The 12,638-nt window shown below is 70.0% G+C and carries 13 protein-coding genes and 1 tRNA gene; 6 read left to right on the top strand and 8 right to left on the bottom strand.

The window, feature by feature from the left end:
- Together WYM_RS08760 and WYM_RS08755 are read right to left on the bottom strand one after the other, a co-directional pair.
- On the bottom strand, positions 1-654 hold the full coding sequence (locus WYM_RS08760) for a heme oxygenase (biliverdin-producing) (protein WP_019180458.1): 654 nt from the start codon (positions 652-654) through the stop codon (positions 1-3).
- A 50-nt stretch (positions 655-704) separates the two neighbouring features.
- Positions 705-1,052: a DUF2470 domain-containing protein gene (locus WYM_RS08755; RefSeq protein WP_019180457.1), complete on the bottom strand. Its 348-nt coding sequence runs from the start codon at positions 1,050-1,052 to the stop codon at positions 705-707.
- A gap of 80 nt (positions 1,053-1,132) precedes the next feature.
- Here WYM_RS08755 and WYM_RS08750 point away from each other — a divergent pair, with 80 nt between their 5' ends.
- The 6 genes from WYM_RS08750 (at position 1,133) to WYM_RS08725 (ending at position 8,124) form a co-directional block, all read left to right on the top strand.
- Positions 1,133-2,401: a serine hydrolase domain-containing protein gene (locus WYM_RS08750; RefSeq protein ID WP_019180456.1), complete on the top strand. Its 1,269-nt coding sequence runs from the start codon at positions 1,133-1,135 to the stop codon at positions 2,399-2,401.
- 53 nt (positions 2,402-2,454) lie between these two features.
- Complete coding sequence (locus WYM_RS08745) at positions 2,455-2,901, top strand: SRPBCC family protein (RefSeq protein ID WP_019180455.1); 447 nt, start codon at positions 2,455-2,457, stop codon at positions 2,899-2,901.
- A 70-nt stretch (positions 2,902-2,971) separates the two neighbouring features.
- Positions 2,972-3,955 (top strand): Gfo/Idh/MocA family protein, encoded by a 984-nt coding sequence (locus tag WYM_RS08740; RefSeq protein ID WP_040569207.1) that lies wholly within the window; start codon positions 2,972-2,974, stop codon positions 3,953-3,955.
- A 38-nt stretch (positions 3,956-3,993) separates the two neighbouring features.
- Positions 3,994-4,893 carry a sugar kinase gene (locus WYM_RS19740; protein WP_019180453.1) on the top strand — a complete coding sequence of 300 codons (900 nt, stop codon included), beginning with the start codon at positions 3,994-3,996 and terminating at the stop codon, positions 4,891-4,893.
- Complete coding sequence (locus tag WYM_RS08730) at positions 4,890-5,513, top strand: bifunctional 4-hydroxy-2-oxoglutarate aldolase/2-dehydro-3-deoxy-phosphogluconate aldolase (RefSeq protein WP_019180452.1); 624 nt, start codon at positions 4,890-4,892, stop codon at positions 5,511-5,513. Before WYM_RS19740 ends, WYM_RS08730 begins: the two co-directional genes overlap by 4 nt.
- A gap of 481 nt (positions 5,514-5,994) precedes the next feature.
- Entirely contained in the window at positions 5,995-8,124 is a 2,130-nt protein-coding gene (locus tag WYM_RS08725) for a hypothetical protein (protein ID WP_237739365.1), read from the top strand.
- 100 nt (positions 8,125-8,224) lie between these two features.
- On the opposite strand, the gene WYM_RS08720 is transcribed toward WYM_RS08725, so the two are convergent.
- From WYM_RS08720 to ureB, 6 genes are all read right to left on the bottom strand, one after another.
- Positions 8,225-8,298 (bottom strand) — tRNA-Gly (locus WYM_RS08720).
- Positions 8,299-8,396: 98 nt separating this feature from the next.
- Positions 8,397-9,125, bottom strand: coding sequence for an urease accessory protein UreD (locus WYM_RS19735; RefSeq protein WP_157525027.1), 729 nt, complete (start codon positions 9,123-9,125; stop codon positions 8,397-8,399).
- Positions 9,126-9,129: 4 nt separating this feature from the next.
- Entirely contained in the window at positions 9,130-9,918 is a 789-nt protein-coding gene (ureG, locus tag WYM_RS08710) for an urease accessory protein UreG (RefSeq protein ID WP_019180449.1), read from the bottom strand.
- Positions 9,911-10,585 carry an urease accessory protein UreF gene (locus tag WYM_RS08705; RefSeq protein WP_019180448.1) on the bottom strand — a complete coding sequence of 225 codons (675 nt, stop codon included), beginning with the start codon at positions 10,583-10,585 and terminating at the stop codon, positions 9,911-9,913. The genes ureG and WYM_RS08705 overlap by 8 nt, the downstream gene beginning before the upstream one ends.
- 9 nt (positions 10,586-10,594) lie before the next feature.
- Positions 10,595-12,292: an urease subunit alpha gene (locus WYM_RS08700; protein WP_019180447.1), complete on the bottom strand. Its 1,698-nt coding sequence runs from the start codon at positions 12,290-12,292 to the stop codon at positions 10,595-10,597.
- Positions 12,279-12,629 (bottom strand): urease subunit beta, encoded by a 351-nt coding sequence (gene ureB / locus WYM_RS08695; protein ID WP_019180446.1) that lies wholly within the window; start codon positions 12,627-12,629, stop codon positions 12,279-12,281. Before ureB ends, WYM_RS08700 begins: the two co-directional genes overlap by 14 nt.
- Positions 12,630-12,638: the final 9 nt, after the last annotated feature.

Below are 12,638 nucleotides of genomic sequence, written 5' to 3'. Positions count from 1 at the left end.
TCAGGCGACCTGCGCCGCCTTCGCCGCGGCGAGGTCGTCGAACAGCTCGGTGTTGAAGCGGTAGGCCAGCAGCACCTCGTCGATGACGCGCTCCTGCTCGTCGGCATCCCACGGCGCCGCGTCGAGCTGCTCGCGGTAGACGTCCTTGAAGGCCTTCGGGTCGGCGATGTCGTCGAAGATGTAGAACCCGATGCCGTTGGTCTCGAAGCCGAAGCGGCGCGCCATGAGCCGGCCGATGAACTGCCCGCCCGACAGATCGCCGAGATAGCGCGTGTAGTGGTGGGCCACGAAGCCGCCGGCCCACGTCGCGCCGACCTGATCGATGCGGTCGACGTAGCGCCGCGTGGTCGGAAGCGGCTCGATCCGCTCGCGCCAGTCGGGCCCGACGAGGTACTCGAGGTCGGCCTCGAGCGCCGGGAGGCGGGTCAGGTTGTCGGTGATGAAGACCTGGGCGACGGGATCGTTGCGCATCTGGGCGGCGGTGCGCTCGAGGGCCTCGTAGATGAACCAGTGCTGCGCCACCAGTGCGACGTAGTCCTCGCGGGTGCCCTCGCCCTTCATGAGGTCGGCCATGAAGCCGGCGCCCTCGCTCGACGAGTGGGCGCGGCTCGAGCGCTCGCGGAGCGCGGTCGAGAACGGGATCGGGTCGCTCATGGGCTCAGTGTAGCGAAGAGTTAGGTGCGCCTTACCTGGAGTTTCCGGTGTCAGGCGTGGGGACGCGGCTCGACGCCCAGTCGCCGGCACGCCTCGTCGTACAGCGCGACGATCTCTCGGCGGACGTGGGGACGCTCCGAGATCGGTCCGCCGGGCCACGGCACGACGACGGCGGTGGTGCTGCCGTCGGCGAGCGTCGCGGTCCAGCTTCCCGCAGCGCCGTCGAAGCCGGTCATCGTCGCCGACACGATCGCGCCCGCCCCGCCGGCATCGCCGCTGAACGCGCGGGCGATGAGCAGATTGTCGTCGCCATGGTCGCCGTTCATGTGGCCGAGCACACCGGCGAGCACGGCGTCGTCGAAGATGTGGACGCGGTCCGCCGGGAAAGAACTGGTCATCCTCATACACTACGGATCGCCGGTCGGCGGACACGACCGCCGTGTGTTTGAATTCATTGCAGATCATCGGGGGGTGGGGGATGCGCCGCAGCACCAGACGAGACCGCGCCATCGCGGTCGTTTCGGGTGCCGTCGCCAGCCTTCTCGCTCTCGCCGGCTGCTCCTTCGATCAGCACGTCGAGGTCGACACGCCCACGCAGGCGGAGGCCTCGCTCCCTGAAGAGACGGTCACGCAGCTGCAGGATGCCGTCACGCAGGCCATGGGCTTCACCGGGTCTTCGGGCGCCATCGTCGGGGTGTGGGCGCCGTGGAGCGGCAGCTGGATCACGGGGCTCGGCACCGAGCTGCCGGACGGCTCGGGCGAGGTGACTCCCGAGCTGCAGTTCCGCGCCGGCAAGGTGACGCGCGCCATGACGTGCGACATCCTGTACAAGGTCGCCGCAGAGGGCCTCGTGAAGCTCGACGACAGTGTCGCCGAGTACGTCGCGGGCGTTCCGGACCTCGCCGAGGTCAGCCTTGCAGAGCTCTGCGACGGCACGTCGGGCATCGGATCGTTCGCCGGTCAGCTGTACTCGTCATGGCTGACCAATCCTGCGCGGAAGTGGGACCCGCGCTACCTCGCCAGCTTCGGCCTGGGCCAGCCACGCGACACCGAGCCGGGCGTGGCGTACCGGGACTCCGACGCGGGCTACGTCCTGCTCGGCCTCGCACTCGAGCGGGCCACCGGCCGCTCGGCCGCCCAGCTCATCGACGCGTACATCGCCGATCCGCTCGACCTCTCGGCGACCAGGCTCGCGGCGCTCGACGCCGAGTCCGCCCTTGACGGTGGGCAGTCGATGCCCGGGCCCGAGGGCGCCCTGGACTGCGCGCAGCGCCTCGACCTGACCGCTGCGTCGTCGACGATGGGCTTCACCGACGCCGGTGTCGTCACCGACATCGACGACCTGGGCCGGTACGCTCAGGCCCTCGCCACCGGCGCTCTCGTGCAGAACGAGGACCGTTTCGCGGAACCGCTGCCCCCCGCGCCCGACGCCCCGTCGTGGTACACGATGGGCGGCGGAGCCGTGCAGGCAGGCTCGCTCGTCGGGCAGTTCGGCAAGATGCCCGGCTACATCACGGCCGCCTTCTCCGACCCCGAGACCGGGCTCACGGTCGCCGTGGTGCTGAACAACTCCGCCGCCGACGGCTCGGTCGGCGCGTACCTCGCGTGGCAGCTCGCGGCTATCGCGTCGAAGGCTCCGGCGGCCGAGGGGCAGACGACGCCCGAGGCGGGGCTGCCCTGGACGCCTGAGCAGTACCGCGACGCCATCGCCGCCGCGGCGGTGTGCACGCCTCCGGCACCGCAGTAACCCGGGCAACAGGCTCACGCGCCTCCGCGGGTGGGTGATGAGATGATCGGCGGGTGCCCTCCGTCCTCCGCCTCGTGACGCGCACCGACCTGTCTGCAGAGGCCCTGTTCGACGCGTCGCTCAACATCGATGCGCACGTCAGCTCGATGGCGGGCTCGCGCGAGAAGGCGATCGCCGGGGTGACGACCGGGATGATCGGTCTCGGACAGACGGTGACCTGGCGAGCGAAGCACTTCGGCGTCTGGTTCACGATGACCTCGCGCATCGCCGAGCTCGACCGTCCGCGCCGATTCGTCGACGAACAGGTGAGCGGACCCTTCCGGGTCTTCCATCACGTGCACGAGTTCGAGTCGGATGCCGCGGGAACCCGCATGATCGACGAGATCACGGTCGGATCGCCGCTGTTCGGAGCGCTGGTCGAGCGGCTCGTGCTCGTGCCGTACCTGCGCCGGCTGATCCGCCGGCGCAACGCGAACCTCGTGGCATCGCTGGGCGGCTGAGGCTGGGCGGCTGAGGCGGGGCGGCTGAAGGGCGGCGGCTGAAGTGCGGCGGCGCTGATACGTTCGGGGCGTGCAGCGTACGAGATGGGCCGTGCTCGGTCCGGGAGCGATCAGCAGGGACTTCGTCGCAGGGTTGCAGAGCTCCGCGTACGGCACCCTTCATGCCGTGGGCAGCTCGTCCGCCGAGCGGGCCGCGGCCTTCGCCGCAGAGCACGGCGCCGCGGCATCCGGAACGTACGACGAGGTGCTGGCACGAGACGATGTCGATGCCGTCTACATCGGCACCGTCCACACCACCCACGCCGACCTCGCGATCCGCGCGCTCGAGGCCGGCAAGGCGGTGCTGTGCGAGAAGCCGGCGAGCCCGACTGCCGACGAGGTCGAGCGCATCCTCGCCGCAGCGGTGCGGGCCCAGCGACCCTTTCTCGAGGCCTTCAAGACCCGGTTCGGTCCGTTCGCCGCGGCCGTGAACGACCTCGTCTCCGGCGGCGAGCTCGGCGCGGTGCAGCGGGTCGAGGCGGCCTTCGGCTTCGCCGCCGGATCGCGGGAGGGGCGGCTGTTCGACCCCGCGCTCGCGGGCGGAGCGATCCTCGACGTCGGCTGCTACCCGGTGGCGCTGGCCGTGCAGCTCGCGGGAGCGGCCGGCGAGCCGATCGACTCCCCGGTCGTGGGCGCAGTCGAGGCCGATCTCGTGTCGGGCGTCGACGGCTCGGCGACCGCCGACGTCGAGTTCGGCGGCTTGATCGCGCCGGTGGCCACCTCGGTCGTGCGGCAGCTGCCGGGCTCGGCGCTCGTGCGATTCTCCGAGGGCGAGGTCTTCCTGCCCGACGCGTGGGGCGAGCGCGCCGCGAGCGCATCGACGCTGATCGTCCGGCGCGGCGGCGACGAGCGCGTGATCGAGGTGCCCGTCGTGCAGCCGATGGCGGCCGAGGCGGATGCGCTCTCGCTCGCGCTCGCCGAGGAGCGGCTCCAGGTGCCCGAGATGCCGTGGGCGCACACCCGTGCCATCGCCCGGGTGCTGACCGACTGGCGGGCCGCCGCGCTGGCAGGCTGATCCGGTGGCGCTTCGCCGACCGCTCTAGGCTGACGTCGATGCCTCCACCGCCGAAGACGCTGCTCGCCATCGGAGAGACCATGGCGATGGTCGTTCCCGTCGCCGCCGAACCGGTCGTCGACGCCGAAGCCTTCCTGCTCGACGCCGGCGGCGCCGAATCGAACGTCGCAGCCCATGTCGCGGCGCTCGGGCACCGCGCGCGGTGGTTCAGCCGACTCGGAGACGATGCGCTCGGCCGACGCGTGTCCGCGCAGCTCGCGCGTCGCGGCGTCGACGTGTCGACGGTCATCTTCGACGGGGCGCGTCCGACGGGCCTGTACGTCAAGGACCCGGGCAACGGCGTGCTGTACTACCGCCGCGGCTCGGCGGCGTCCGCACTCGCCGAGTCGGACGCCGAGGCCGTGTCGTTCGGGGGAGTGGACCTGCTCCACGTCTCGGGAATCACGGCCGCGATCTCGGCATCCGCCTCTGCCTTTCTGCGCCGCGTGATCCAGCGCGCCGGCGAGCACGGCGTGCCGGTGTCGTTCGACGTCAACCATCGGGCGCCGCTGTGGGGCGCCGCGACCGCTGCGCCGCAGCTGCTCGAGCTCGCCCGTGGCGCCGACATCGTGTTCACCGGTCTCGACGAGGCGCACAGCCTCTGGGGGACGGATGCCGCCGCTGACGTCCGCGCTCTGCTCCCGGGCGTCGCGGAGCTCGTGGTCAAGGACGGCGACGTGGGCGCGACGGCCTTCATCGGCGAGCTCTCGGTGTTCGAGCCGGCACTGGACGTGGACGTGGTCGAGGCGGTCGGGGCGGGGGATGCCTTCGCCGGTGGTTACCTTGCCGGGCTGCTGTCGGGGGCGCCTGTGGACGAACGGCTTCGCGCCGGTCACGCTCGCGCCGCACGGGCGCTGCAGACGACGACGGACTCGATCGATGAGGGGGCGGTTGCATGACCACGGCAGCAGATGACTGGTTCGAGACGGCGTTCGCGGGAGTCCCGCTCATGGCGATCCTGCGCGGGATGGGCGTCGATCGGTCGGTGCGACTGTCCGAGACCGCATGGGACCTCGGCATCGACTCCGTAGAGGTGCCGCTGCAGACGGATGAGGACGAACGCGCGCTGCGCGAGGTCGTCCGGCAGGCGGCCCAGCAGGGCAAGAGCGTCGGGGCCGGCACGATCATCTCGCCCGCCCACGTGGCGCAGGCGGTCGAGGCGGGAGCCGCCTATCTCGTCTCGCCCGGCCTCGATCCCGCGGTCGTGCGAGCGGCCCAGGATGCCGGCATCCCCATCCTTCCTGGAGTCTCGACGCCGACCGAGGTCCAGCTCGCCGTCGGGCTGGGCCTCACATGGCTCAAGGCCTTTCCCGCCACCTGGCTCGGCGCGGACTGGTTCGCGCACATCCGCGGGCCCTTTCCGCAGGTGCAGTTCGTCGCCACGGGCGGGGTGAACGCGTCGAACGTCGAGACGTTCCTCGATGCCGGTGTGCGGGTCGCCGCCGTGGGGTCGGCTCTCGAGGATCCTCGGCAGCTCGCGCGTCTCGCTGACGTGCTGCGGAGTCGCGGCGGGCGCTGAGGCGGGCCCGAGTCGCGCCGCGCTCTGGCTGCTACGTGGCGGTGGCCGCCAGGCGTCGAAGATTCCCCTTCGGGCAGACACTCTGCCCGAAGGGGCGTCCTTTCCGCCGTTGCCCCCGGCATCCAGGTCCCTCATGATGTGGACCGGGGGCGCCGCTGGGATCGGAGCGCGCATGCGGGATCGTCTGGCACGCGAGCGCGTGATCACTGCTGCGCGGCCGGCCGCGGGGCTGCGTCGGCAATCGAACGGACTCAGCGCGCAGAACGTGAACCGCCTGCAGCGCCTTGCAGGCAATAGGGCAGTCTCTGCGCTCATCCAGCAGCGCGAGACCCGCACACCCACGCAGACACCGCCGAGTGCGGTCCGGTCCCGCCCACCGGCACACACGTCCCTGCCGCCGGTCACGTTGCAGCGCGCGCCCCGCACCCCGATGCAGAAGCGGCCACCGATGGTCATGTCGTCCGACACATTCATCGCAACCATGCCGTCGCGAACGCTCTTCTTGCCCAAGACCGCGAAGAAGAACTGGGACATCCTCCAGCCGACGTTCGTGCCGCTGGCCGGTGGGACCTTCGTCGTCGACGGCATCCCGATCTCCTACGCGCTGGAGGGGTCCGCCGCGGCGAAGAGCTTCGCCAGCATGGTCTTCGGTCCCGGCACCCTCAGCGACATCCAGATCTACGTCACCGGCGAGGAGGCCGGCCGGCAGCGCAGCATCCGCGAGTTCCCCTATGAAGCGCTCATCCCGTTCATGCCACCGATCATCCCTGCGCGGCGCCTGCTCGATCGGCCGTGGGCTCGCGACCCGGAAGGCAGCTTCAGCGGCGATGCGATGCTTCGGTTCACCGCGAACGCATCGGCGGGCACGACCGCCAGCGCCCGCCTCAGCGCCGGCCTGGGATTGTTCGGCAACACCTTCGAAGCCGGGGCCTTCGCCGGGCTGAGCGGCTCGGCGCTCGCTTCGGCGGCGACTGTCGTCGACACCTACGTCACCCTCTCCTACGACGATGGATCGCTGTCGATGTCGGTCGTGCTCGACCTCGGCGCGGCCGTCGAGCTCGCGTTCAAACTCAACGCATTCGCGGGCGTGTGGGTCGAGCTCGGGTTCCCGGAGATCCCCGTCGTCAGCGACCTCATCCACGAGGTCTCGGATTGGCCGATCATCGGCTGGGCGGTTCCCGACTTCACCGAATGGCGGTGGCGCAAGGAGTACAAGAAGGAGTGGCCGCTGTTCGAGAAGACCTACAGCTGGGACATGTCGCAACGCTTCGAGGTCGGCACGGCGAGTGCTACCGGTTCACTACCGGATGCTGAGGGCTTCAGCATCGACCAGATCCTGCGCGACGCCGTGGCCGGCCAGAAGGCCGGCGACCTGAAGGACGACCCGGTCGGTCCCAACGAGGCGAAGCGCAACAGCGACACCGGAGCCGTTTCGGCCGCCAAGAGCGCGGCGCTCGCGCAGATCAGCTCGGCACAACGGTCGGCGGCGCGTGAGCTGCGCGCAAACACCCGGCTGTCGGCGGCCGCCAAGAAGGCCGCGGCAGGAGGTCCGTCGACCGCGTCGATCGGCGGTTCCGGTCCGCTCAAAGAGCTCGAGGAGCGCAAGGACAAACTCGAAGCAGCCGAGGCGAGCACGAGTGAATTGCGCGACCGCGCCGACGCGCTCGCGGAGCCGGCGCTCGCCGCCGACGGGGTAGAACGCAATCAGGCTCGTTCGGGCTATGACGCGATCGCGAAGAACGCCGACGCTCTCGGCGACGCCATCGACCGTGGCGAGCAGGGCTTCGCAGTCCCCGCGTCTGTCGAGCCCGTCGGAGCCGACTACGAAAAGATGCGTGAGGCGATGCACTCCGCATACGGGGCGTTCGACCAGTGCTTCGACCCCACCCGTACCGAGAAGCTGTATGCCGATGATCAGGTTCGGGCCTCGGGAACCGACCCCGACCTTGCCGAGTACCGCCACGCCGCGCACGAGCACCAGCGCGAGGCGCTCGCCCTATGGCGGCGCGTGCAAGAACTCGAAAAAGATCTCGAGAGGGCCCGCGACTGGTATGAACGCGGCGACCACGCGCTCGGAACGAAGGTCTTCGGTGAGCTCAGCGAAGCGGCTCGGGTCATCAAGGCCGACGCCGCGGCCCTCACAGCGGCGCGACCGACCGGAGACTGGGACGTGACGTACGTCGAGCTGTCGGACGAGCACCTGATGCTGAAGCCTCAGTACCGCGGCAAAGCGACCCGGTCGTACTTCTATCCGAAGGACTACTCCAGAGACACCAAGGACCGCATGATGCGCGAGATCGGCAGCTTCCGGACCGTCGCCGGGGTGGTCTACTGGAAATTCCGGGGGAAGCCCTCGCCGCGCGGAGACGACTGGTGGCTGCTCGACCACCCGAAGGAGGGTCCTTCCCTCGACCACACCAATCCGACCGTCGTCGCGCACTGGAACAGCATCGGGCGCAAGACGGATTACGCACCCCGCGACAGCTTCTATGACTTCGAAGGCGTCCCGGTCACTGTGGTCCCGAAGACACTCAACTCAAGCGCAGGGGGCAAGGAGAAGGGCAGAAACACACCGCGGGTCACGCGGGCTTTCCGTGGTGCGAAGATCTGAGGCCCGCATTCGACGCCGACCGCCGGGATGAATCCGAGCGATGCACGCGCCCGACCCGCGGCCGGGAAAATCTGTCACCTTGCGTGCGAAGTGACATCTGTGGAGGGGCTGACGGGAATCGAACCCGCGCTGTCTGCTTGGGAAGCAGAAGTTCTGCCATTGAACTACAGCCCCGAGTGCGGCACAGTCGTGCTCGCACACTCGTGGCGCCAAGACCGCGGCGCCACTCCGCCCAGCATACAAGCTGACCGCCGTGCGGCGCGTCAGCCGCGTCATCCTGATCGCGCGGCCCTCACCTCCTGCGTCCGAGTCCGCGCCTCCGCGCTCTGCGCCCACTCGTCGAACACCGGATCGAGCGGCGAGCCATGCGTGTGGTCCGACAGGTACCGCGCCATCGCCCCGGGGCGATCGAACTCCAGGTCTCCGGGACGCGTCGGTGGTCGGAAGCCGACGGCGACCACGGAATCCATCACCCTGTTGCCGCCCAGCACTCCCAACTCGGGGGCCGTGCCCTCGGCATCGAGCCGTTCGACAAGGACCGGCCCTCCTTCGTCGACGACGGTGAAAGCCGCGATCAATCGGCCGCCTTGCTCGCCGTGCCTGCCGAGGACCAGCGTCTCGCGGACGACCGCGCGCGCGTCGCACCCGAGCGAGAGGGACGTGCGGCGCTCGACGTCGGCTCCATCGGTGACGACGAACGGCAGACCGTCCCAGAGCAGCGTGCCGCCGGCCCCCACGCGAATGTCCAGGGTCCACCACGAGCGCGCCCCGCGGTACGCGACCGTGCCTCCGACATCCTGGATCTCCAGGGTGCACGCAGGACCGACGTCGATCTCCACGCGGACCTCGTCGCCGCCGAGCAGCACCATGCCCGCGGCGGCGACCGCAACGTGTGCGCGCGTGGCGTCACGAGAGATGAGCCGTGGGGCGAGTGTCCCGACGGCGAGCTCAACGTGAGCGCGCGGGTCGCCCGCGGTGACCGCCACCCGCGTTGAGGTCACTCCCTCATCCCGGCACGCCCGCGCGGGCGGGGGAGTGGTCGTGCCCGGAGTCCGAGACGTGCGCCTCATCGTCGGCGTGCGAGTGGACGTATCCGCCTTCCGGGTGCTCCTCGTCGGCGTGGAAGTGCGGCGCCATCGGGCCGGGATCTTGCGCGACGTGGGTGCCCGCACGATGACCAGCGAGGATCATGAGAACCCATTCGCGCAGCGCCGAGATCGAGGCCGCATCGTGGCGCGACAGGGCCAGCACCGCGCGGCCGTCCCGGGCCGCCTCGGCATCCCGCACCATCTGGGGCACGTCCACGCCGACATAGGGAGCGAGGTCGGTCTTGTTGACCACCAGGAGGTCGGCGCGGCCGATGCCCGGACCGCCCTTTCGAGCGACGTCGCCGCCTCCCGCGACATCGAGCACGAAGATCTGCGCATCGACGAGGGCGGGCGAGAAGGTCGCGGTGAGGTTGTCGCCGCCCGACTCGATGAGCACCACATCGAGGGGGGCGAAGTCGCGCTCGAGGTCTTCGGCGGCGAGGAGGTTGGTCGTGATGTCATCGCGGATCGCGGTGTGAGGGCACGCCCCGGTCTCGACTGCACGGATGCGCTCGGGGTCGAGCACACCGGCGGAGCGGAGGAATCGCGCATCCTCATCGGTGTAGATGTCGTTCGTGATGACGCCGAGCCGCAGCTCGGTGGCCAGCGCCCGGCACACCGTGGCGATGAGCGACGATTTGCCAGTGCCGACGGGGCCGGCCACGCCGAGTCGGAGTGCGCGAGAGTCGGTCGGATGGTCAGGCACGGAAGAGTCTCCTGTTCGTCACGGCGTGGGCTTCGGTCCACGCCTCGGATTGGGGGGCACTCGCCGCGGGAATCGCCTCGGGCGAGTCGAGTGCTGCGAGCTGTGAGATGAGGGGATCGACGACGGCGCATGCGTCCATGACGAGTCGCACACCCTCCACGGGATCACCGGGTTCCAGCTTGAGAAGTGCCGCGACGCCGCCGGCCATCTCGTCGTAGACCGCGACCCGGATCAACGTCTCGGCGTCGAGGCCGGCGTGCGCGGCGATGGCACCGAGCACGAGGGGCCTCGGGGGCGGAGTCGACGTTCCCTCGGTCAACGCGGCGATCGGCGGTGAGTGCGGCCAAAGGCGCTGCGCCAGTCGGAGGAGTCCGCGGCCGAGGTCTGTCGATGCCACGCGAGCGGCCCGACTCGGCGTGCGCGCCGCCCACGCGCGTTCGATGGGCGCATACGAGGAGCCGATCAGCCCGGCTCTCCGCGTCACGACCGCCGTCGCCGCATCGACGATCGTCGTCGTCCGTGCCCTCGCCTGCAGGAAGCCGCCGACGTCCGATCGCCCGAGTCCGCCCTGGAGGGCGGGCTCGACGCCTGCCGAGAACGCGTGCCCGCCCGAGGGGAGGCGCGCGTCGGCGAGCAGCATCGTGACGGTGTGTGCGGCGGAGTCCATGGAGCGATCTCAGAAGAGGTTGTAGAGCTGAGCGAGGGGGAGGGATGCCGCGGGTGCGGGTTCGACGTCTTCGCCGTCGATGGCGATCTCGAACGTGTCGGGGCGGATGCGGATAGACGGGAGGAGGTCGTTGTTCTTCATGTCGGCCTTGCCGATGTGACGCGTGGGCTCGACGGCGGCCAGTCGACGGCGCAGACCGAGCGTCTCGGCCAGTCCGTTGTCGAGGGCGGCAGGAGAGACGTACGTCACCGAGAGGTCGGCCCCGATCGTGTCACCGAACGACGGTCGCATCATCACGGGCTGGGGAGTCGGGATGGAGGCATTCGGGTCGCCGAGTGCGGCCCACGCGATTCCGCCGCCCTTGACGACGACAGCGGGACGGATGCCGAAGAACTTCGGATCCCACACCACGAGGTCGGCGAGCCTGCCCACCTCGACCGAACCGACGTCGTACGCGATCCCGTGGGCGATGGCGGGGTTGACCGTGTACTTCGCGACATAGCGGCGCGCGCGTTCGTTGTCTGCCGGCATCCCTCCGCCCAACGGGCCGCGTCGGTGCTTCATCACGTGCGCGACCTGCCAGGTGCGTGTGATCACCTCGCCGATCCGTCCCATCGCCTGTGCGTCCGACGAGGTCACCGACAGCGCTCCGATGTCGTGGAGGATGTCTTCCGCGGCGATCGTGGTGGCGCGGATGCGGGACTCCGCGAAGGCGAGGTCTTCTGGCACCGCGGGGTTGAGGTGATGGCAGACCATGAGCATGTCGAGATGCTCGGCCACGGTGTTGACCGTGTGCGGAAGGGTCGGGTTCGTCGACCCGGGAATCACATTGGGCAGACCGGCGATCGCGAGGATGTCCGGAGCGTGCCCGCCCCCGGCACCCTCGACGTGGAACGCGTGGATGGAGCGCCCGTCCATCGCCGCGATCGTCGACTCGACGAATCCCGCCTCGTTCAGCGAGTCCGAGTGCAGCGCGACCTGAAGACCCCATTCCTCGGCTGCACGGAGCGACGCGTCGATCGCCGCCGGCGACGAGCCCCAGTCCTCGTGCACCTTGTATCCTGCGGCGCCCGCCAGAGCCTGTTCCTGCAGCGCCGGCATCGACACCGTGTTGCCCTTGCCGAGGAGAAGGAGGTTCACGGGCAGGGGATCGAGCGCACGATGCATGGAGGCCAGATGCCACGCCCCCGGGGTGACGGTCGTCGCCTTCGACCCCTCGGAGGGGCCGGTGCCGCCACCCACGATCGTGGTGATGCCGGTGGCGAGCGCCTCGTGAACCTGCGAGGGCGAGAGCAGATGCACGTGCGAGTCGATGGCTCCCGGGGTGACGATGCGACCCTCACCGGAGATGACATCCGTGGAGGGGCCGATCACCATGTCGATGCCATCACTGACGTCAGGGTTGCCGGCATGCCCGATGCCGACGATGCGACCGTCGCGGATGCCGATATCGGCGCGGACGACGCCCCACCAGTCCAAGATGATGGCGTTGGTGATGACGGTGTCGAGGGCGCCGTCGGCGCGCGTCGTGGTCGCCTGAGCCATGGATTCCCGGATGGACTTGCCGCCTCCGAAGATCGCCTCCTCGCCGCCGACCGTGAGGTCGCGCTCGATCTGGATCCACAGATCGGTGTCGCCCAGGCGCACCTCGTCGCCGACGGTCGGGCCGTAGATCGCCGCGTACCGTGATCGGTCAAGCCAAACCATCGAGCTGCTCCTGTCCGTCCGCCTTGATCCGGATGCCGGGAACCCGTCGCGCCCCGCGCAGCGCGACGGCGTCGAGGACTCGGGATGCGCCCGGCTCGAACCGCTGCGACGTCCCGGACGGGATGTCGAGCCGGAACCCGTGGGCGAGAGCGCGGTCGAACTCCAGAGCCGCGTTCACGTCGGGAAGGTGGATGTGCGAACCGATCTGGATCGGTCGGTCCCCGGTGTTCACGAACACGAGTCGGACGCGTTCGGCGTCGGTTCGGTCGGCGTTGAGCTCGATGCGCCCCGGTCTGATCCGGAAGGCCCCAGGGCCGTGGGTGGAAGCGGATGCCACAGCGACTCC

This window comes from Microbacterium yannicii PS01 (assembly GCF_000304335.1).
Taxonomy (GTDB): domain Bacteria; phylum Actinomycetota; class Actinomycetes; order Actinomycetales; family Microbacteriaceae; genus Microbacterium; species Microbacterium yannicii_A.
This window is presented reverse-complemented; position numbering and strand designations above follow the sequence as displayed.